We start from the raw sequence: 20,322 nt of genomic DNA on the forward strand, positions 1-20,322 counted from the left end.
TACCCATGTTTTGAACTTGTTAGGGTGACGATACATGGCTCTGGGCTCTGCCGCAGAGCTTTTTGTTTGTTGTGCTTATTGATACATCCTTGCCAAGCGCTTTTTGTCCCGCTTTAAGTTGATACCCAAAACGACGACAGGTAACAGCAGCAGAAATTGGCAATATATGGGATTTTCCAAACCAATTCATGCGTGAATTTGATGCCTACGATCCTGCTATTGACTCTCGATATTTACTGGGTACTTGTCGATTGGAGCGGGGCAGCCAGCACAGAGTTCAAAACCCAGGATTTACTTTACTCATTCCAAGGTCTGAGGAGGAAATGCAATCAGTTCCAGACTTGGTGAGAGTGGATTATTTCAAATTTGAAGATTGATAGGTATGGAAAAAGAACGTCGTCCAACCGTCGTACCGTCCTCAACAACATACCACTCGAACCGTCCCGATGTGATTGTTGGCCTTATAACCTGACAGACAAAAGGGTTAGGTGTCACAGATCATATGCTTCAGGACTGGCAAGCAGCAGGGTTGAGAGTTGCATCCGTTTTCCGTAGCTTCTATCCGCAAATGATCACATGGGCTAGTAATCAGGGCGTAGGCCTCCGCTATACTGCGAACAGGTTTTTGAAGGAATTGCCTGGAGTCAGCCTATGTGTGGCATTGCTGGGATTATGCAGCACGATCCGTCTCGTTCGATTGACCCAGCGGTGCTGGTAGCGATGGCGGCGATCCAGCATCACCGGGGGCCAGATGGGTTTGGCTATAAAATTATTGACGATCGCGGCGTCGGCTTTTCCCATGCGCGGCTGGCGATTATCGACCTGAATGCCGAGCGGGCCTGTCAGCCGTTTCTCTCCGACAGCGGCCAGGTGATGATTGCCCACAATGGCGAATTCTACGACTACAAGCGGATTCGGGCCGATCTGACCTCGCGGGGCTATCAGTTTAAGACTAAGAGCGATACCGAGCTGCTAATGCACCTGAGCGATCGCTTAGGGCTGGCGGGGGCGCTGCCTCACCTGCGGGGTGAGTTTGGCTTTGCGATTTACGAACGCTCGGAGGATCGGCTGACCCTGGTGCGCGATCGCTTCGGCGTCAAGCCCCTATTCTGGACGATGACGCCCGAGGGGTTTGTCTTTGGCTCCGAAATCAAGGTGCTGATGGCCCATCCGGCGGTGAAACGGCGGATTGCGCCCCACGGGCTCTACCACCAGCTAATGCAGCTGATGGTGCCGGGAACTACCGCGTTTGAGGGGATTCATGCGGTACAGCCGGGGCAGCAAGTGATTGTTGAGCGGCGGGGTTGTAAGCTTCAGGTGAAGGTGCAGACCTACTGGGATTTGGACTTTCCACTGCTCCGCGATCGCGGTACCCGAAGAGAGGACGAAGACTACATGGAGGAGCTGCGTCGCCGCTTTGTCGAAGCCGTGCAGCTGAAGCTAGAAGCCGATGTTCCAGTGGCCTGCTATCTGTCGGGCGGAGTTGACTCCTGCACGATTCTGGGTATTGCGGCGGCCTGCCAGCAGTCCCCGGTCAAAGCCTTTACGGTTGGCTTCGACGATGCCGACTATGACGAGACCGCCATTTCTCGCCAGATGGCTGAGGCGGTTGGGGCCGACCAGGATATTATTCAAATCGACGGCGGCCAGCTCTACGATCATTTTGCCCGGACGATCTGGCATACCGAGCGCAGCATCTACAACACCTTTACCATTGCCAAGCTGCTGCTGAGCGAGCATGTCAACAAAGCGGGCTACCGCGTCGTCATGTCGGGAGAGGGCTCAGACGAGCTGTTTGCCGGCTATCCCCAGCTGCGGCTCGACATGATTCGCCACGGCATGGAAGACGCTTCACCGGAGGAGCGAGCCGACCTGGAATCCTGGCTGGAGGAAAGCAATCGGCTGTTCAAGGGCAATCTGCTGGCCGATCAGCCGCTGGATGACCCGGCCCTGACGGCGCTAATTGGCTTCACCCCCAGCAGCCTCCAGTCCTGGCTGTCGTCAGCGCCCCAGGTGCTCGACCTGATGCACCCCGACCACCGGGCCGCCGTCCAGGACTATTCGCCGGGACAGGCGATCGCCAATGCCCTCGATCCCGATCAGATTAAGGGCCGTCATGCTCTGGACAAGGCTCAGTATGTCTGGATTAAGACCCAGTTTGAGTCGCAGGTGCTATGCTGGGCCGGCGATCGCGTCGATATGGCCAACTCAATGGAGGCGCGACCAGCCTTTCTAGACCATCCGCTGGTTGAGTTTGCGGTGACCCTGCCGCCCTACCTGCGCTTTCGCGGCCACAGCGACAAATTCATTCTGCGCGAGACGATGAAGTCGCTGCTGCCCCAGGCCCTCTATGAGCGGCAGAAATTTGCCTTTATGGCCCCGCCTTCCCATACCGATGTGGTCAAGCAAAAGGCGATGCGCGCCCTGGCCGATACCCACCTGTCTAAGGCCGCCGTGGAAGTGGCGGGCCTGCTCGACCCAGCCAGCGTGGATCAGGTGTTGCTAAAACACGCAGATGAGGACACCAGCGACGCCGAGCGGACGCAGCTCGACGCTGTGATTAACCATATGCTCAGCGTCCAGATGATGCACGAACATTTCATCGCGTCAGATCTGCCGAAGCGAGCTCGGGAACAGGCAGCACAGCTGGGCTGGGCTGTAGCCTAGAACTGCCCGATCAATATTCCAAAAGTTTCATCCGAACGCTCACACTGAAGACAGAAATAAAGGGAATTAAATGTCCAGACAAATGTCCAGACAATTGGCTAGAATAAAATTGTACACAAGCTTAGGCAAGCATGATGTCTATATCCGTTGGTACAAGACTAGATCCGATCGCGATTCGGCAGGGCCTGGCGCTGTCTCAGGAACGGCTGGGAGCGCTGTTGCGAGTCAGCCCTAAAACCGTGAGCAGATGGGAACGGGCTGAACGGCGACCCACAGATGAGGCGCTATTGCGGAAGATGGCGAAACTCCAAGAAATCGTTGATCTTGGGTCGAGAGTGTATCAACCGGACGGGTTGAGAGAGTTTCTCTCAACGCCCTTGCCATTGTTTGGAGGTCGCTCTGGCCTAGATTTGATTGGCCTAGGGGAGTTTGAACCTGTAATTGCGGCTTTGGCGGCAGATTTCGAGGGGACAGGATTTTAATTTTAGAGAATGTCGGCCCTCCTAGCTTTAATCCGACCTTGGGCCGGTCATGCAGTCCGCCACATTCCCGATACGCCCAATCAAGCCTATGACATCTACGATTTCAGCTATGCAGGGCGAAGCGCTGAAAATCGTTGGAATGTAGCAGGAGAGCCAACATTATATCTAGCAAAAGAGAAAAACGTGGCCCTGGCTGAGTATGCGCGACACTTTGAGGTGAATCGGACAGTGGGACTAGCGGCTAAGACCTATCAACGGAAGGTGTATCGATTTAAGGTAGCGCTGGATGCTGTCCTTGATCTCAGAGAACCATCCGTATGGTCAGCGCTTTCTTTGCAGAATGCACCGGATTGCTTTAAGGACAAAAAGGTAGGGAGAGCAACGGCTGCTTTTATTCGGAACACGACAGCAGCTCAGGCCATCTTAGTCCCTTCCATGGCTTTTCTAGACGATTTAGAGCAATGGTGTTTGGTGTTATTTCTAGAAAAGCTTCCTGATGACAGTCGGCGATTTTTACTAAATGTGATTGAAGATGGCTACTTTGAGATTGCTTAAAAAGAAGGCGACGCTGTGTCGGAGAACACCTTTTATCTAGCTCAACCCTCTTCCCAGACTGGCCAGACTGGATCACCCTCAGCATTTGTGACCCAAAGCAGACCAATAGCGCGATCTCATTCACCTAACCCCTCTGACCACACAACCTGTAGCTCAACCTCATCTATCAAAGTTCAACTCGCTCACAGTCCTGGGTCTTTTACCTCCCGTAAGTCTTAAGCGGCTACTGAGATCGATCGTGGCAATACGAAGGCGGCGATCGTTTCTACTAAAATCGGGCTTGTAAATATTCCAGCAACAGCAAGCGCAGATAATCTAATTGCCGAATATAGTCCTTCAGTTTCGGATAACCCCGCTCAGTTTCAAAATAGAAACGAGTGATTCCAGGAAAACCAAATAGACGTAGCGATTGTAGATGCGCGATCGCAGCTTCCTCATCCCCAACTTTCCCCAGCATCTGCACTTGACTCGCATAGCCTCGCAAATCAGAAGTCAAAAGCTCTAGTTCTTCCAAGACACTGAAAGTCTTATCCGGTGGGGCAGAGGCTGCCGCAAGTTCACGACGTTCAGATTTTGCCTGCTGATAGGCGATTGTCAACTGACCGAGCAAATCGCTAATACAGTGCCTCATGCACTCTGCATCTTGCTGCTTGAGCGTGAAATTAGTCATCGTTGGTCCCGTAGGTCACAATCTTTTCAGAGCCAAATTGATCAAGACGCACAATCAAATAATCACTTTCCTTGCGGTACACAGCCGATCCATCTGCTCGGTAGCCCGTTTTAGGAACCCGCTGGGCACGCTTGCGATTAAAGCTATGCGCCTGCCGTAAATATCGTAACGGATCGACTTGTTTACGGGCTGCATGATCGAGAACGCTATGGGCAATACTGACGTAGGTACCTGCAGTCCATGCCTCCATATATTGCTAAATTTCCGTAACTTCTGCCTGCGTGTAGTTTTCACACAGTTGGCCAAAGAACGGATCATCGGGTTGCTCATTTGACATCATTTCAGAAAATTGAGCCTGCACTATCGGAAAATACTATAGTCTGGACTCGCAACATCCCTACCGATGAAGTGCAATGACTAAAATGGAATGGCCTACCGCTTACTCTATTTCTACCCGCTCATGAAAGTCCGAGGTCCCGACAATCGCAAAACCGATCGCTTCCAGCGCTATCAGCCGCCGAGAAAGTCGCCGCTGCCGCTGGTAAAGCTTCTGACAACCGCGATCGCGGGGGGTACTGTCATCGTGACGCTAATCGCCGGGCTGGCTTTCTGGCGGTTTGGCAATCGGGTGACCGAAGGGATTCAGCTGATGCTGACGCCGCAGCCGCCGGAGGAAAGCGTCGATATTCGCACGGTGGTGGTGCAGCAGGTACGCGGGGCCAGCGAGCTGACCACGGCGGTTTTTAGCATGGAGGCGGTGGTTCCGGCAACCAGCGATCGCACCTTTGGCCGCTACACCGTTGGCAAAACTAATCTGCTCTACATTGCCTATGGGGAAGTCCGCGCTGGAGTTGACCTGCAAGAGCTCAAGGCCGCAGACGTGCAGCCGCTAGAACCAAAGACTGAGACCGCAGCCGGAGAAGAGTCAGCTTTGGCGGCAGCGGTCGAGCCAGCTGAGCTAGAAAGAAGCGTGCGCATCGTCCTGCCGCCACCGCAAATCCTCGATACCAAAATCGATGTTGAACGCTCCAGCGTATACGACTACAGCCGCGGCTTTTTGAACCTAGGACCCGACCGAGCGCCGCAGCTTCAGGAAATGGCCCAGCGCGAGGCTCTGGACAAGATTGAGCAGGCGGCCTGCGATCAGGGTATCTTAACCCAGGCCAATGAACGGGCCGAACTAGTCGTCAGTCAGCTTCTGAGCAGCGCGGGCTTTGACAATATCATTGTAGAAACTCAGCCCGTCACCGCTGATACCTGTATCGCTGGGCGACCCAAGGCCGATTAAAACCGATTAAAAAGCCGGTAGCCCGATTATCTAGAACTACCGGCTGTGGCCTAAACCTAAGCTACGGTTCGGTCACATCGGGGGCCGTTGGGTCCGGCTCGGCAGAGGGGACTTCATCTGGCTCAGGAACTGCCCCGGGCTCAGAAGGTGAATCGGGCGCAGGCGCTGCAGCGGTGGGAGGAATGATCACTTCGTCCACGACGTGAATGATGCCGTTACTCGCTTCCACATCCGCCAGAATGACGCTAGCGTCATTGACCGTCACGCCAGCCTCGCTCACGCCGATGGTGACATCTGCGCCTTCAACCGTAGTGACCTCGTCGCCGTCGCTGAGGTCGGTCGAGGTAACGGCACCCGGCACCACATGGTAAGACAGCACCTGCGTGAGCAGCTCCCTATTTTCTGGCTCCAAAAGGGACTCGAGAGCACCCTCCGGCAGTGCTTCAAAGGCTTCATCGGTTGGTATGAAGACCGTATAGGGACCCTCCTCAGCCAGTACGTCAGTCATCTCTGCCGCATCGAGCGCCGCCGTAAGAATTTCAAAGGACTGACTGCTGCTAACCAATTCGCTAATCGTTAAATCAGCGGTTTCGGGTGCTGCATCTGCATCGGGTGCAGCTTCTGGCGGAGCAGTTTCGGGGGCAGCATCCGCGTTGGGTGTAGCTGCTGGCGGCGTTTCTGCCTGGGAAACGGTCGGATCATCAGTGGACGAGCCCGGCCGACTGGGAGAAGCCGCGCTGGGCGAACTGGGCGCACCGGGTGAAGTAGCGCTAGGCGAACTCGGCGAGGCAGCGCTGGGCGAACTGGGCGTACCAGGAGAAGCCGCACTCGGCGCACCCGGCGAAGCAGCGCTGGGGGCGGAAGGCGGATCAGATGAGTCAGCTCCCGCCGTCGGCTCAGCGGCGTCTTCCGATGCGGCTGGGTCTTCTGACGAAGTATCATTTGCTTCGCCACAGTGGCTGGCGAACTCTTCACCCAACTCAGATTCACAGACAATCCTGGGCATTTGACCTTCGATGGCCTGGCCTGGCATCATCACCAAGGCACTAGCCCCAGCAAAACCTAGACCGAAGAGTAGCTTTTTAAGCCGGTGGGCATAACGAACTGCTTGCATGGAAGCCTCCATTCTGGGTGAGCAATCCCTCAGACCTAAGCTAATGCCGCATGGAGCGGTGTAGCCCAATCCTGTGCCGTTTCAACCACTGAGGCCCGGTAGTAGGACGGTATGAGGGAAGGAAATCTGACATCATTTTTATTAAGCTGTTATGAAGCCTTCATAAAAATAAGGTCAAACACCCTCCTTGACGCAGGGTAGATGTCAAGAGTTCCTAAAACAGCCAAGATGGAAATGGGATTGGTTTAGTTCAGCGGCGCTTGAATAAACCCAATCGGCGGGCCAATCAGCAAGATGATAATGGCCGAGTCAGATAAGGTAATAGGAGTCCGACGGCGTCCGCCCGTTCAGCTGCTGAAGCGGTGCCAGCAGAAATTTACATCAGGAGAAAACCCCATGTTAGAGCTCTACCAATTTGAGGCGTCTCATCACTGCGAAAAGATTCGGCTGATTCTGGACTACAAGCAGCTGCCCTACACAACCGTAGAAGTAACGCCGGGCGTCGGTCAGATTGACCTCTATCGAATGTCGGGGCAGCGGCAGGTGCCGGTACTGAAAAATGGCAGCGAAGTGATTGCCGACTCCACCGCGATCGCGCGCTACCTCGAAACCCAATATCCAGAGCGGCCTCTCGTCCCCACCGACCCCAAGCAGCAGGGGCTCTGCTGGATGATGGAAGCCTGGGCCGACGAGTCGATCGGCACCAATGCTCGCACGGTGATGATTGGTGCCTTCAGCCAGCATCCTAACTTTCGCACTGCCCTGCTGCCGGTTTCAACCCCCGACCTGCTGAAAAATTTGGTCGGTTCGGTACCGGGAGATGTCCTCAGCCTATTGGGAACGGGCGTCGGCTTTGGGCCTGACGACGTGCGCTCGGCAACCGAAATTCTGCGGCAGAACCTGGAATCGCTCTGTCTGATTTTGCAGACACAGCCCTATCTGCTGGGTGAGCAGCCAACCCTGGCCGACTTTGCGGTAGCGGGGCTGACCATGTATATCAAATTTCCGGCCAAGCAGTATGTGGACCTGCCGGTCGGCATCTGCGACAAAGGTGTCCCTGGCCTGGCTGATGTGCCGCAGTTTGAGTCCTTCTGGAAGTGGCGAGATCGCCTCTATGCTGACTACCGGAAGCTGCACACCGGTGGCCCTACCGGCGGCACCGGACCCGTCACCATTGGCATTGAGTGATGAGTGAGATTGCCGATTCCCTGGCTGTCGCAGTGGGGTCAGCCCCAATCGCCCTGCCCGACTCAAAGCAGGACTGGCCAGCTCTAGCTGCCGCTGCCTTGAGCGAGTCAGCCGCCGTGCCGCAGTGCAGGATCTCGCCGGAAACCTGCGCCGATTTAGCCAAGGTAGTTGAGCTAGCGGCTGAGCATCGCTGGCGCATCCTGCCCATGGGCCAAGGCAGCAAGCTTAGCTGGGGCGGCTTAGGCAGCGGGGCCGAAATGCTGCTGAGTACGGCCCGGCTGAACCGAGTGATCGACCACGCGGTCGGCGACTTTACGATCACCGTTGAAGCGGGGATGCGGCTGGGTGAGTTGAAAAACCGACTGGCGGCTGCCGGGCAGTTTTTGGCTATTGACCCCCTCTACCCAGAGCAGGCGACGATCGGCGGCATCGTCGCGACCGCTGACACGGGAGCCTATCGCCAGCGCTACGGCGGCGTGCGCGATCGCGTCATCGGCCTCCAATTTGCCCGCCACGACGGCCAGATCGTCAAAGCGGGCGGGCGCGTGGTCAAGAACGTCGCAGGCTACGACCTGATGAAACTGCTAACAGGCTCCTACGGTACCCTGGGCGTGATGACCGAACTCACCCTGCGGCTATACCCTCGCCCGCTCCAGTCCAAAACGGTGCTGCTAAGAGGAGTCCCAGAGAATATTGGCAAAGCCGTGCAGCAGGTCCGGCAGTCGGGGCTGACACCCGCTGCCCTCGATCTGCTATTAACGCTGCCAGCAGAGAATGAATCTCTCACCCTGGCCGCCCGGCTCCAGGGAATCGCTGCCGGTGTGGCAGAGCAGACCCAGCGGTTAGAAACCGTTGCCAAGCCGCTGGCGCTCACCTGGGAAGCGCTAGACGGTGCCGACGATGAATCTTTTTGGCAGCAGCTGACAGCGCGATCTCAGGACAGCCAAGATACCGTGCTGTGTAAGGTGGCGATTCATCCCACTGAAATGGTTTCCTTCCTAACCCGGGTTCAGCAGGCGCTGCCTAAGTCTAACGGGCTGGCGCGGTTCCACGCTGGGAGCGGGCTGGGATTGCTGCGGCTGCCGAGCCGGCGAGCGAGCCAGGTCATCCCCGAGCTGCGATCGCGCTGCACCTCAGCAGCGGGCTTCTTAACGATCTTAGAAGCCCCCCGAGAACTCAAGGAGAAACTTGATGTCTGGGGCTACAGCGGCAACGCACTGGCAACCATGCGGGCTTTGAAAGACCGGTTTGACCCCCATCGCTTGCTCAGTCCGAGTCGGTTTGTCGGCGGCCTTTAGCGCTCTCCGGGTCATTTATTGCTCTTGGCTGAGGTAAGTCTCTACGTTGCGAATGGCCTGGATTGCGTAGCCATCATCAGGACGCTCTGACAGCGCGTTTTCAAAAAACGACAGGGCGGCTGAATAGTCTTCTCTTTGGGTCGCATCGTAGCCCAACCGCATGAAGCGATCATACGGTTCTGCTGCCGAAGGGGCGACGGGCGCAACCGCGTTTGCCGCTTCGACGGCATTCCAATAGGCAATGGTCGCCGTTCGGTCATTCGGCCGCTCATACAGGGCACTGCGAAAGTAGTCTACAGCAGACCTGTAGTCTTCTCGCTGGGAGGCCGCATAGCCCAGTCGCATGTAGCGATCGTAGGGCAGTTCGCTGGCGTAGATAAAGTAGGTATTAGAAACGTCGTCCGGCGAATCCGGCTGGGTGCCACGGCTGAGGTAGGTCTGAACGTTGCGCAGCGCCTGGGACGCATAGTAATCACCGGGCCGAATCGCTAGCGCCTGCTGAAACTGCTCTAGCGCGGTGGAATAGTCCCCCTGCTCAGTCGCATCGTAGCCTGCGTTCATGTACTGATCGAACAGTGGAGCTGGGGCCTCTGGACTGCGACTCTCCTGCATGGCATTGCGAGCGTTCCAATAGGCAATGGTTGCCTCCTGATCTTCAGGAATGGCGTAGAGCGCAGCGCGAAAATACTGAGCAGCAGTCTGATAGTCTCCCTGCTGCTCAGCCGCAAACCCCAGCCGCATGTACTGGTCGTACTCCATTTCGGGGCTGTACTGCTCTCCGGTGCCCTCGCCGACAGCAGGCAGCTCTAGGGCAGTTTGGGCCTGCGCCATTCGCGGCTGGACGCCTCCAGCCAGTAATAGCAGTACAGGTAAAGCTGACAAAGCTGAAAATTTGATCACGATTATTTTCCAGGAACTGATTGCTTCCAAGCCTGGCATTGCGCTACAGCGTTCGTCCTCTGCCTCACGCAGCGTTTTTGGAGTTTAAGAATTAAACCGAGCGACAGAAGTACGTCTATCTCTATGGGCAGAGATTTATCAAGGAAAATTGGATTTTCTCAATTCCAGCCTGCCGAGAATCGGCTGAAAGGCAATGGGCGCTTTAAGAAATATCTTCCCTAAGACAGATCACATTTTCCCTGCTTCGGGGGAATCGCTTTTGTCATCGTTTTCTTACTCTGTATAGAGGTAATTCAATATTCCAAACATTTTTATGATTTTCGAGAGACTTTCCATCCTGGGTTTTGCCGGTATCTTGCTTTTGCTAAGTGCCCCCGCGATCGCCGATACGGTTCCGACCCAGGATGCCGCCAGAGCAGGCTTTACGCCGCCAACCTATGAGTATCAGCCGCTGCCAAGCGCAGATCAGCTGGTTTCGGCTGAAGCTTGGCAGACGGTCGGAATGAATGCCGTTTTAGTAGAAGACTTTCCCAATGCCTTGGCGGCCTTTGATAAAGCCGTTGACCTATCTGGGGCCAGCGAGCCTGAAATTCTAGAGCAGCGGGGCTGGGTGCACTATATGGCTGGGGAAGAGGAGGCCGCGATCGCCGATCTCCAAACCGCCGCCACGCTCTACCTGGCTGAGCAGCAGTACAGCGACTACGAAAATGCCCGCAGCATGGTCGGCTTTCTCGATGACCAGCTAGACGCCCCCGCCATCAGCCTGCTGCCAGCGCAACGATAGACCTGTCGCAAAAGCCAAGCTCAAAGGGCTAGGTCAAAACAGCTAGTTAAGGCCGTCTGAGAATTTTCTATCCCAGCCGATAGCCGAATCCTCGGACGGTTCTGAGGTATTTGGGATGACTGGGATCGGCCTCGACCTTTTCGCGAATCCAGCGAATGTGGACATCGACGGTTTTATTATCGCCCATGAAGTCGTAGCCCCAGACCCGATCAATGATCTGATCGCGCGACCAGACCCGCTTGGGCTGGCTCATGAATAATTCCAAAATTTTGAATTCTTTAGGGGATAGGTTCACCTCTTCGTCCTTGAGGAAAACCCGGCATTCGCTCGTACACAGGGCAATCTCTTCAAACTTGAGAACGGATTTATCCTCCGGCTTCACCTTAGCGCGATATCGGCGCAGCAGCGCCCGGCAGCGAGCGATCAGCTCTCTCATGCCAAAGGGCTTGGTCAGGTAGTCATCGGCACCTACTTCTAGTCCGACGACGCGATCCATCTCGGTACCCTTCGCACTCAGAATCAGAATCGGCAGGTCTATGCCGCGATGGCGAACCAGACGGCAGAGGTCCAAGCCATTCATCCGGGGCAACATCAGGTCTAAGATGACCAGGCTAATGCGGGGATCGGCCTCAATTTTACCGTCGGCAGAGCCGAGCAGCTTTTCAATCCCAGTTGCGCCGTCTTCGGCAACGACGATTTCAAATCCTTCCTCAGCTAGCGCCAGCGCTACGGTTTCGCGAATCAGCTCTTCGTCTTCTATAACCAAGACGCGGCCCAGCCCTACCCTTACACCCGTCTGAAGCGGAGATGAATCTACCGAAGCCATGATTTGTGATTCCAGTCACTTTCTGTAGCCGATCTTATCAGGGAACTTAGTATGAGCGCGACCTGATTTCCGAACTATTTGAGTAAATTCCGATACTTTTCCAGCCGATACTTTTCCAGCCGACCGATGGGCTGACGAGCTGACAAATTCAGCAAAACTACGGAGGCTGCTCAAACCGATAGGGTAGCCGGATGGAGCTGCACGGCGGGACGATGGGCCAGCTGGCAATAAGGCTGAGAATAGCTCAGGGGCGGCTCTAGCGCGTGCTGCTCTAGAAATTCTGCATCGTTCATAACCCCCGCCGTTGGGCCATCGTAGACAATTTGGCCACGGCTAAGAATGACGGTGCGATCGCACAAATCTAGCGCCAGGTCTAAATCGTGGGTGGCAATCACCTGGGTCAGCGGCAGCGCTTGCAGCAGCTCGATCAGCTGCCGCCGCGAGCGGGGATCGAGCTAGGCCGAGGGCTCATCCAAGGCTAGGGCCTGGGGCTGCATAGCCAGGACACCCGCGATCGCGATGCGCTTTTTTTCGCCGCCTGACAGATTGCTAGCGATGATTTTGGCTACTCAGGGCTGACACTTTCAACCAAAATGCACATGTGGCGATAGCGAATGGGGTTTCTCCAATCGATGAGCTTGCATTAACTCTACATCGCTCATAATTTTGGCAGGTTTTCCATCGGCGACGACACAGCCATCATCGAGGAGGAGGACGCGATCGCACACTTCCAGAACCAGTTCTAAGTCGTGGGTCGAAACCAGGATGGTTTCCTGAGACTTTTGCAAAAACTGGATGAGCTGGCGGCGGCTGTACAGATCGAGGCTGGCACTGGGCTCGTCGTACAGAATCAGGCGAGGGCGCATGGCTAGAACAGTGGCGATGGCCACCATGCTTTTTTCGCCGCCGGACAGGTTTTGGGGCACCCGGTCAATCAGGTCTTCTGTTCCTGTTGCAGCCAGGGATTGATGAACCCGTTCATCGATTTCATGCTGGTCTAGCCCCATATTTTTAGGCCCAAAGGCGACATCGTCCCGCACACAGGTAGTAAACAACTGGTCATTGGGATTTTGAAAAACCAGGCCAATGTTCGAGTTGAATTTGCCGACATCCATCGACTGATCCAAAATAGAAATATTCCCTGATTTTGCCGCTAAAATACCGCAGGTTAGAAGAAACAGCGTTGTTTTGCCGCTGCCGTTAGGGCCAATTAATCCGACTTTTCTTCCATTGTGAACTTGTAGATCAAAGCTCTGAAAAAGTTTGTCCTGTTTGGGATAGGCAAAAGTCAGGTCGGAAATGGTCAGAGCTACTTCCTTACTGGTACTCTGTTCCGTCCCCTTTTCTGCGGATTTGTGTGCGACCTCTGTCATATCTATTGCCTATTAATTGCTCGAAATACTGAAAGAAAAATAGCCGTAGGGTGGACATTGCCCACTCTCTTCAAATCGATGCTAAAGAAAGATAGAAACTGCCACCAAAATCGTTGCCGCCCCCAATACTGACCAGAACAAAATTTGGCTGGTGCGATTGGCTTCGCAGATATCGAGGGCAAAGTCTTCCTGATGATGAATGTGGCTCAGTTGAGATTGTCCGTAGCCCCGCATCCGCATGGCATGGTTGACCCGTTCAGAGCGGTCATAGCTGCGAATCAGCAGACTTCCCACCAAGCCTGAGAGCACCTGCAGCGTATGAAAACTGAAGCGATTACTCTCGAAGCCTCGCAGTTGCATAGCGTTTTGCATGGTGTGGCGGGTTTTGCCGAATTCTTCCAGGTAGCGGTAGGACAGCAGGGACATGTCTACCATGACATCCGGAAGCCCAAGCGATCGCATCGCCTTAATGCTGGTGAGGAAAGGAGCGGTGCCAAACAAAATCAGGCTCACTGTAATGATGCAGAAAAAGCGAGCCGCAATCAGCGCCACGGTTTCCACTCCTTCGCGGGTAATGCTGAGGGGGCCGACCTGTGCCAACACCGTATTGCCTGTGGAAGCAAACAAAATCAGCACAATCATCGCCAGAATAAACAGCCCCGGATAGCGCAAACGGGTCAGCAGAAACGACAGCGGCAGCCGCGAAAGGGCATACAGAACTGCCGTCACTAGCAGCATCACCGGCAGCAGAATAATGTCGTTCACGAAGGCAAAGGCAAACATCAGTGTCACAATGGCAACCACCTTCGACCGCTGCTCCCAGTGGTGCATGGGAGAACTCAGTTCTGCATATTCGTCCAGCCCTAGTTTCATAGATCTGAACTAATAATGACTTTCCAATAATTCCGGCTTAACCCGATCCAGAAAGGACGCCACCATCAGCGTGGCAATGCCTTCGACAACCGCCGGAATGGTGTACAACGCCAGAGCAAATAAGGTAGCTCTGCGTTCCGTTTGGGCGCTAATGTCCGCCGGAATAGCCGCAATTACGATGCCTGAGAACAGGGCGGCAGATACCATAACGCCGCTGGCCCCCGACAGAAAACCAAACAGCTTGGTGCGGGTTTGCTCATCAAAATTAAATCGATGGCGCAGTTCAAAAATGCCATAGGCCAGGAGGGCGGGGAGTCCCATAATCACGGCATTTATGCCCAGGGTGGTAATGCCGCCGTGTTGAAAAATAATCGCCTGAAAAAAGAGGGCAATCACAATGGCCGGTAGAGCATAAAACCCCAAAATCGCCCCCATTAAGCCGTTCAACACCAGGTGAATGCTAGAGGGCGGAATCGGAATATGAATCAGGTTGACCACGAAGAAGGCGGCCGTCATCAGGGCTGCCTTGGGAATCTTGGCCTGGGGATTGCGGTCTTTATCGATGCGCCGGAGGGCGTACCAGGTTGCGCCAGCGGTCACGGCATAGCCTGCGATACTCACACCGGGAGAAACAAATCCGTCGGGAATGTGCATGGCTACCCGTCCTTCCGCCGCCGCACCAAGAAGAGGGCCGTCCCGAAGAAGCCCCAGGCCCCGGCAGCACTGTAGAGCACTTGGTTGGTGGTGGAGGTGTCCCGTCCCGCCGATAGCCAACCGCTGCCACTGAAGGAGGCTGGCTCGGTCTCAGCGGATTCCGTCTCCCCTTCTTCCACAGAAACCGTCAGAAAACTACCGTGCCCGGCCTTGCGCACCCGCACCTCCCACGTCCCAGACTGATCCGGCAGGAACGTGAAGCGCCCCTGCTCATCCGTCGTCCCCGTTCGCCAGGCTGCTTGGGGATTGTCGGGCGCATAAACGGTAACCTGGGCATTCGACATCGGCTGTCCGCCGCTGTAGACTGCTTCAACTTGCACCGCCTGAGCTTTGCGGTACTCCAGTTCCGTCTTGTGGGCCATGGCCTTGGGAGACCCGCCTGCCATCGCAACCAGGAGTGCCGAAAGCCAGAAGGCGACGTTTTTCAGAGAAAATCGAGATTCCATGCACGAAATAAATGAGTTCTAATCCATAAGGCGACTTGAGGCTGACTTATTCCTCAGAATGGGGCGTATCCGCCTGTGCCAGATCTCCCTCCAGCCGGCAGTGGCCTTCGCCCACATGGCCTAATCCGGCGATGGCCTGCTGCAGGGTCTGGTACTGGTCGCTGGGCAGCTGCTGTTCGAGGGTGGCCATATCAGCGGTGAGGGTGCCCTCCTCGGCCAGGTTCGCGAAGGGATCAAATCCGACGGCTGCGGTGTTGAGCGGGTCATCAGTCGGGGCCTCTGCATCGCCAAAGATATGGTCAAAGTGGAAGGTAGTTTCGACTTCAGCCTCACCTCCCTGCAGAATGCCCTTGCGCTCGGCCCCCACATACTGGCCGCAGGTGTAGCCCAGGGGTTGATCGAAGCCAAGGTTGAAGTCGACAGTCTGGCCCTCTTTTTCGGCGGTACCCACCAGTAAAATCGTGGAGCCTTCGGCGGGTCCCTGGTCGGCCTCTACGAATTCCCAGTGAAGGGCATTGTAGGTCCCGGCAGGGGCCGTTTCAGTAGTCACCGTAATGGGGGCAGCATCTTCGCCGCCTTCGGCTAAATCGATGGTTTGCGGTTGCGCTACCAGGGTCACTTCTTCAGTGGCCTGCAGTTCTTCAGAAGAGTCGGGGTCAAAAGCCGGGTCAGTTTGGTAGGCAGTAACATTGCTCAGGTTAACGTACACATGCTCAAAATCAACCTGCCACCCGTCTTTGGTAACAAACCCCTGGCGCACGAAGTCTTCACCGTTAGCCACCAGCTCCAGCGTTCCCCCCTCGGCAGCATTCGGGGCCTGGGCCTGGGTATCAGTCTCAGTGGGAGTTTCCGTTTCGGCGATGTCCTGGCCACCACAACCTACGGCAGTAGTGGCTACCAGTAAACCCACTCCGACTAAAAGCGCCGACTTCTCCATAAATCCTCCAAAACTGGGCATTCAAACATACTGTGTGTCGTTGCTTCTTCATTCTTTCCAAATTTTTCAGTTGTCAACAATGCCCCGGTAGGGCATTATCAAAACTATTCTCGCTAATATCTAACTAAAGGAATATTTTAAAATACAGACGTTTTATGACTGCCGAAAAACTTGTAAATCCTGAACCATCCAAGAAAGTGTCAGCCCTGAGTAGCCAAAATCAGCTAGAAGCCAACTAATTGATAGGCTAGGAGCAATCAGCTCACCCCACCAATCTCTCATGGATTGCCCTCATTGCCAATCAACCAGTGTCTCATCGCTGCAACGAAAAACCAGTCTGGGCTATGACATGTATCGGTGCAAGGAATGTCGCCGCACCTTCAATGAACGGACCGACACGCTGTTCAACTTCATCGAAGTCCCGACGGATCAAATATGTTGTCAGACAACGCTTTCAGAAAGTGCAAACCCTAATTTTTGGTCATGACGCTCCACTAGCCGTCAGTTTAAAAAAGAACAAGCTTCAACCCTCTTTAGTTGACAGGGTATTTCACTGAAATGCAATGCCCCTAGGGGGCTAATTCAACGGGCTTAAGCAGATTTATAGAAACCTGATCAGGGTTAGAGGACAGTGCTTATCCTAAGACATTTTAGAAGCCTCTGTCAAAAGACATATTCGGAAGTGCGGGTTGATTTTCCGAAATCTGCGTTTTTTTAGCTGTAAGCAACTCTAACCGCCACGGAATAACGCTGCGAGGGAGACTCATGAAACACTTTACGGTTTTGATTCGGCTGCTGCGCGATCGCAAAAATTTCCTCGATGAAATCAGCCACGACGTTAAATTAGAGAGCAAGATTCTATCGCTGCTGGTCGCCAGCAGCCTTTTTTTTGCCGTTTACGGCGCGATCATCGGCGCGTCGAGCAGCTGGCTGCAGATGCTGTCTTCGGCAATTAAGCTACCGGCGCTGTACCTGGTGACGCTGATTATCTGCCTGCCGACGCTGTACTTTTTCGATATCCTCTTCGGCTCTCAGCTCAACTTTCGCCAGTACACCGTGATGGCGCTGACCTCAGTTTCGACGATTAGCGTTCTGCTCTTCAGCTTTGCCCCAATCGTGCTGTTTTTCCTGATTTCAGTACAGGGCTACGACTTCTTCCTGCTGCTGAACGTTGCCGTCATGGCCCTTACGGGGTTTGTCGGAGTTAAGCTGTTCTACAAGGGAATGCGCATCATTGTCGGCCCGGATGCTATCGAGCAGCAGCTGCGCAACCGGCTGCTGAAAGGCTGGGTGGTGCTGTATGGGCTGGTCGGCAGCCAGCTAGGCTGGACGCTGCGCCCTTTTTTCGGTGCACCGAACGAACCCTTCCAGATTTTTCGCCCAGAAATTGAGGGCAATTTCTATGCTCAGGTTTTTATCCTGATCCGCTCACTGTTTGGGCTCTAGTGCCATGCCCAACCTCGACCCGCTGCGGATTAGCTCGCACCAGCTCGACCAGCTGACCGGCCTGGATATTAGCGATACCGCCATGGGCTGGGCCTACCGGCAGTCGGTCTGGCGCTCACCGCGAAAGCTGATTTCCTGGGCGAGTACGCAGATTTTTCTGCTGGGGGTGGCCCTGGTCTTTTGCGTACCGACGGCGCTACTCGTCGCCCGCAGCCTCAGCAATGGCAGCGTCGCGGCGGTCTGGCGATCGCTGCCGATTGGGGTTGGAATCGCGATCGCGCTGACCCTCGCCCTTAGCCTTTATTTCGGCTATCAGGGCAGACAGCTAGCAACCCTGAGCCATCTGCTCGACCAGGTCGATCGGTTTAACGAAATGCTCACCGCTATCGAAATCCTGGAAGAGCTCCAGACGGCCAGCCCCAGCAATCTCAGTCTGGACAATCGAGAAGCGGTGCTGGAGGCCATGCATGTCAACCGCGAGAGTCTGGTCTGCGCCCTCACCACCGAGCGGATTATGCGCAAGCACCAGCGCTTCATTGCCCAGCGCTATGAGCTATTCACCAGCATTGAAAACAACCTGGCAACGTTGCAGACGCTCAAGGGGATGAATGAGGCCAGCGAGTACGGTCGGCTACTGAATGAGGCCCTGCAAATTGGCACCAGCATCCATCAGGAGCTGCGACCATTTTATTCCGACCATTCTAAGTAAGAGCTTGGCAACGCCAAATCCTACAGCGCCTGACCAAATTTTGATTCCATCTACGGGGTCTGGGCCTGGGTGCGAATTTCTAAAAAATCCTGAACCTGATCAAAATAGGTCTGCCCCGCTATCCGGGCCAGGTCGTTATGGCCCGCCATTGGCACCAGCCAGAGCTCTTTAGGCTGAGGAGACGCCTCATAGAGCTGGCGGCTCATGTCGGCAGGCACCTCGGCATCGTCCAGGCCGTGAATGTAGAACAGCGGCATTTTCAGATCTTTGACCTTGCTCAGGGAGTCAAACCGCTGGGTCAGCAGCAGCCTCAGCGGAATCAGCTGATAGCGCCCTACGGCTGTAGCGGCGGCCTGCATTGAGGTGAAGGAGCCCTGGACAATCAGGCCCGCCACCTGGGGCTGATGCGTGGCCAGCTCAATCGCGATCGCGCCCCCTAAAGAATGCCCATATAAATAGATGTCGGCAGGCTGGATGTTCCGCGTCTGGATCAGGTAGTCCCAGGCTGCATTGGCGTCTTCGTAAACCCGCGCCTCGTTGGGGAAAGGCCCCTCGCTCAGCCCGTAGCCGCGATAGTCAAACAGAAAAACCGAAAAGCCCATCTGCTGAAAGCGGCGGGCATGTTCCAGGTTAACGCCGATGTTGCCCCCGTTACCGTGCAGATAGAGCAGTGTCCGGCTGGGGTGAGCGCCGGGCAGCCACCAGCCGTGAATCCGTCCGCCGCTGACAACCGGCAGCCAAACATCCTCGGACTCAAGCGCAACTTCTGACGGCGTTAGCCCGATCAGCGACTTGGGATGAAAGATCAGGCGGGACTGATAGAAGTAGAGAAAAAGGCAAAAACCCAGGTAAAGCGAAGCGACGGTAAGGCCAAAAATTGACAGTGATCTCACAGCAAAAAAATCTGGAGTAGGATCTGGCGATTTCAGAGTCGCCTCTGGACAGCTCTATCCTACTCCAAATGTCTGAGTCGGCACGGAGCCGAGTTGCGCCTAGCGACGACCGCCGAACCACTTAGACGCGATCGCGCCCATCGCCGCGCCCACCAGCGGATTGCTGAGGAATTTAATAATGGCGGGCTGGTCGGCCAGCACTTCCTGAAAAATGTCGGGGTGGTTGCGGTAGGCAAAGGCCGCCAGCTTGCTGACGTCATCTTCTTTCATCCGCTTCGGGTGACGGGTGGACAGGCCCAGTCGCTGCTCCAGGTCGCGATCGCTCAGATCGCGCTTCTTCAGCTGGGCTAAAAAGTCACGGGCGACGTCATCGCGCTCGTTGGGCTTAATTTTAGAGATGGCCTGCTTCAGCTCGGGCTCCATCTGCTCAGCCGAGACTCGCTCCGGGTGGAAAGAGCGCTTAAACAGCTGATGGCGCTCATCGCGCGAAGACCGCTGGGCAAAGTCGTCGAAGTTCTGGTAGTTGTCTAAGTTGGCATCGTCGGAAAGGGTTTCCTGATTGCCAGAGGCCAGATCGTTCATAATCTGGCGCTTGTATTTATCGCTGGTGCTCATTAAACGTGCTCCTTTGTTTGGGCAAAAATTGGGGTCGTTCGCTAGCTCGGGACGTCGTACTCAACCTGGTTCGACTGGCTGTCATAGCGCGCCGTAAGAATCAGCTCTTTATCCGGCGCGTAGGTCAGTACCGTTAGGTCTTTATTCGGGAAGCTGCTGTGAAAGCCCTGCAGCAGCGATCGCGTCAGGTCTCTCACCTCATTCGGGCGCACGTCGGTTGAAATCACCACGCCTAGCTTGTCGTTATCCCGGACAAAGGCGTCTTTGATCAATCCCTGGGAAGTGCTTACCACCCAGTCGCCAAAGTCCTGACCGGCGGCAGAGTTACCCCGCTCCAGCTGGCCATAGGCCGCCTGACCCGCACCAGGCTGATAGGTCGTTTTTTCGGGGGTGCTGACGCTGCTACAGCTAGTGGTCACCGTCAGCATGAGAATAACCGCGATCGCGCTCAGCCAGCGACGGCTGCGTTTAAATAGCTCCATTGCTATATCTTCTCCTTTTATTTTCCAAAACTTCTGTTCGGCTATAGGCTTTATCCTGTAGC

Annotated in this window: 22 protein-coding genes and 2 pseudogenes; 10 read left to right on the forward strand and 14 right to left on the reverse strand. The window is 55.1% G+C overall.

The window, feature by feature from the left end; all coding sequences use genetic code 11:
* Positions 1–651 precede the first annotated feature (651 nt).
* The 3 genes from asnB (at position 652) to IQ241_RS20765 (ending at position 3,704) form a co-directional block, all read left to right on the forward strand.
* Positions 652–2,667 (forward strand): asparagine synthase (glutamine-hydrolyzing), encoded by a 2,016-nt coding sequence (asnB, locus tag IQ241_RS20755; protein ID WP_193910909.1) that lies wholly within the window; start codon positions 652–654, stop codon positions 2,665–2,667.
* A 134-nt stretch (positions 2,668–2,801) separates the two neighbouring features.
* A complete protein-coding gene (locus IQ241_RS20760) occupies positions 2,802–3,149 on the forward strand; it encodes a helix-turn-helix domain-containing protein (protein WP_228021922.1) in 348 nt (115 codons plus the stop codon).
* Positions 3,150–3,158: 9 nt separating this feature from the next.
* The gene (locus tag IQ241_RS20765; protein WP_193910913.1) at positions 3,159–3,704 is read left to right on the forward strand and encodes an RES family NAD+ phosphorylase; all 546 of its coding nucleotides are present in this window, start codon (positions 3,159–3,161) and stop codon (positions 3,702–3,704) included.
* A 268-nt stretch (positions 3,705–3,972) separates the two neighbouring features.
* Here the strand turns inward: IQ241_RS20765 and IQ241_RS20770 are convergent, their stop codons facing one another.
* Together IQ241_RS20770 and IQ241_RS20775 are read right to left on the reverse strand one after the other, a co-directional pair.
* On the reverse strand, positions 3,973–4,374 hold the full coding sequence (locus IQ241_RS20770; RefSeq protein WP_193910915.1) for a hypothetical protein: 402 nt from the start codon (positions 4,372–4,374) through the stop codon (positions 3,973–3,975).
* Positions 4,367–4,624 carry a hypothetical protein gene (locus IQ241_RS20775; RefSeq protein WP_228021923.1) on the reverse strand — a complete coding sequence of 86 codons (258 nt, stop codon included), beginning with the start codon at positions 4,622–4,624 and terminating at the stop codon, positions 4,367–4,369. Before IQ241_RS20775 ends, IQ241_RS20770 begins: the two co-directional genes overlap by 8 nt.
* Positions 4,625–4,834: 210 nt before the next feature.
* On the opposite strand from IQ241_RS20775, the gene IQ241_RS20780 reads away from it, so the two are divergent.
* A complete protein-coding gene (locus IQ241_RS20780) occupies positions 4,835–5,662 on the forward strand; it encodes a DUF4230 domain-containing protein (protein ID WP_193910918.1) in 828 nt (275 codons plus the stop codon).
* Positions 5,663–5,723: 61 nt separating this feature from the next.
* On the opposite strand, the gene IQ241_RS20785 is transcribed toward IQ241_RS20780, so the two are convergent.
* A complete protein-coding gene (locus IQ241_RS20785; RefSeq protein WP_193910920.1) occupies positions 5,724–6,776 on the reverse strand; it encodes a fasciclin domain-containing protein in 1,053 nt (350 codons plus the stop codon).
* A 396-nt stretch (positions 6,777–7,172) separates the two neighbouring features.
* Between IQ241_RS20785 and IQ241_RS20790 the strand changes: the two genes are divergently transcribed.
* Both IQ241_RS20790 and IQ241_RS20795 read left to right on the forward strand, forming a co-directional pair.
* Positions 7,173–7,964, forward strand: a complete 792-nt coding sequence (locus tag IQ241_RS20790) for a glutathione S-transferase family protein (protein WP_193910922.1) — start codon at positions 7,173–7,175, stop codon at positions 7,962–7,964.
* Positions 7,964–9,262 carry an FAD-binding oxidoreductase gene (locus IQ241_RS20795; protein ID WP_193910924.1) on the forward strand — a complete coding sequence of 433 codons (1,299 nt, stop codon included), beginning with the start codon at positions 7,964–7,966 and terminating at the stop codon, positions 9,260–9,262. Before IQ241_RS20790 ends, IQ241_RS20795 begins: the two co-directional genes overlap by 1 nt.
* Before the next feature lie 15 nt (positions 9,263–9,277).
* On the opposite strand, the gene IQ241_RS20800 is transcribed toward IQ241_RS20795, so the two are convergent.
* Entirely contained in the window at positions 9,278–10,144 is an 867-nt protein-coding gene (locus IQ241_RS20800; RefSeq protein ID WP_228021924.1) for a tetratricopeptide repeat protein, read from the reverse strand.
* 331 nt (positions 10,145–10,475) lie between these two features.
* On the opposite strand from IQ241_RS20800, the gene IQ241_RS20805 reads away from it, so the two are divergent.
* Positions 10,476–10,946 (forward strand): tetratricopeptide repeat protein, encoded by a 471-nt coding sequence (locus tag IQ241_RS20805; protein WP_193910928.1) that lies wholly within the window; start codon positions 10,476–10,478, stop codon positions 10,944–10,946.
* Between the two features lie 67 nt (positions 10,947–11,013).
* Here the strand turns inward: IQ241_RS20805 and IQ241_RS20810 are convergent, their stop codons facing one another.
* From IQ241_RS20810 to IQ241_RS20840, 7 genes and pseudogenes are all read right to left on the reverse strand, one after another.
* Positions 11,014–11,772, reverse strand: a complete 759-nt coding sequence (locus IQ241_RS20810) for a response regulator transcription factor (protein WP_193910930.1) — start codon at positions 11,770–11,772, stop codon at positions 11,014–11,016.
* A gap of 170 nt (positions 11,773–11,942) precedes the next feature.
* Positions 11,943–12,320 (reverse strand): annotated as a pseudogene (locus tag IQ241_RS26730) (ATP-binding cassette domain-containing protein); the annotation flags it as partial.
* Between the two features lie 36 nt (positions 12,321–12,356).
* Entirely contained in the window at positions 12,357–13,145 is a 789-nt protein-coding gene (locus tag IQ241_RS20820; protein ID WP_193910932.1) for an energy-coupling factor ABC transporter ATP-binding protein, read from the reverse strand.
* An 81-nt stretch (positions 13,146–13,226) separates the two neighbouring features.
* The gene (gene cbiQ / locus IQ241_RS20825) at positions 13,227–14,018 is read right to left on the reverse strand and encodes a cobalt ECF transporter T component CbiQ (RefSeq protein ID WP_193910934.1); all 792 of its coding nucleotides are present in this window, start codon (positions 14,016–14,018) and stop codon (positions 13,227–13,229) included.
* Positions 14,019–14,027: 9 nt separating this feature from the next.
* A complete protein-coding gene (gene cbiM, locus IQ241_RS20830; RefSeq protein WP_193910936.1) occupies positions 14,028–14,672 on the reverse strand; it encodes a cobalt transporter CbiM in 645 nt (214 codons plus the stop codon).
* 2 nt (positions 14,673–14,674) lie between these two features.
* Complete coding sequence (locus IQ241_RS20835; RefSeq protein WP_228021926.1) at positions 14,675–15,178, reverse strand: carboxypeptidase-like regulatory domain-containing protein; 504 nt, start codon at positions 15,176–15,178, stop codon at positions 14,675–14,677.
* A gap of 46 nt (positions 15,179–15,224) precedes the next feature.
* Positions 15,225–16,115, reverse strand: a complete 891-nt coding sequence (locus tag IQ241_RS20840; protein WP_193910938.1) for a DUF4382 domain-containing protein — start codon at positions 16,113–16,115, stop codon at positions 15,225–15,227.
* A gap of 280 nt (positions 16,116–16,395) precedes the next feature.
* On the opposite strand from IQ241_RS20840, the pseudogene IQ241_RS26735 reads away from it, so the two are divergent.
* The 3 genes and pseudogenes from IQ241_RS26735 to IQ241_RS20850 all read left to right on the forward strand — a co-directional run.
* Positions 16,396–16,515, forward strand: a pseudogene (locus IQ241_RS26735) (transposase); the annotation flags it as partial.
* A gap of 365 nt (positions 16,516–16,880) precedes the next feature.
* Complete coding sequence (locus tag IQ241_RS20845; RefSeq protein ID WP_193910940.1) at positions 16,881–17,561, forward strand: actin-binding WH2 domain-containing protein; 681 nt, start codon at positions 16,881–16,883, stop codon at positions 17,559–17,561.
* A 4-nt stretch (positions 17,562–17,565) separates the two neighbouring features.
* On the forward strand, positions 17,566–18,270 hold the full coding sequence (locus IQ241_RS20850) for a hypothetical protein (RefSeq protein ID WP_193910942.1): 705 nt from the start codon (positions 17,566–17,568) through the stop codon (positions 18,268–18,270).
* A gap of 50 nt (positions 18,271–18,320) precedes the next feature.
* Here IQ241_RS20850 and IQ241_RS20855 read toward each other — a convergent pair whose 3' ends face one another.
* The 3 genes from IQ241_RS20855 to IQ241_RS20865 all read right to left on the reverse strand — a co-directional run bounded on the left by IQ241_RS20855 (position 18,321) and on the right by IQ241_RS20865 (position 20,260).
* Complete coding sequence (locus IQ241_RS20855) at positions 18,321–19,163, reverse strand: alpha/beta hydrolase (protein ID WP_193910944.1); 843 nt, start codon at positions 19,161–19,163, stop codon at positions 18,321–18,323.
* A 99-nt stretch (positions 19,164–19,262) separates the two neighbouring features.
* Positions 19,263–19,778 (reverse strand): hypothetical protein, encoded by a 516-nt coding sequence (locus IQ241_RS20860; protein WP_193910946.1) that lies wholly within the window; start codon positions 19,776–19,778, stop codon positions 19,263–19,265.
* Between the two features lie 41 nt (positions 19,779–19,819).
* Positions 19,820–20,260 carry a hypothetical protein gene (locus tag IQ241_RS20865; RefSeq protein ID WP_193910947.1) on the reverse strand — a complete coding sequence of 147 codons (441 nt, stop codon included), beginning with the start codon at positions 20,258–20,260 and terminating at the stop codon, positions 19,820–19,822.
* Positions 20,261–20,322 lie beyond the last annotated feature (62 nt).

The sequence above is a fragment of the Vasconcelosia minhoensis LEGE 07310 genome, from assembly GCF_015207255.1.
Taxonomy (GTDB): domain Bacteria; phylum Cyanobacteriota; class Cyanobacteriia; order Phormidesmidales; family Phormidesmidaceae; genus Vasconcelosia; species Vasconcelosia minhoensis.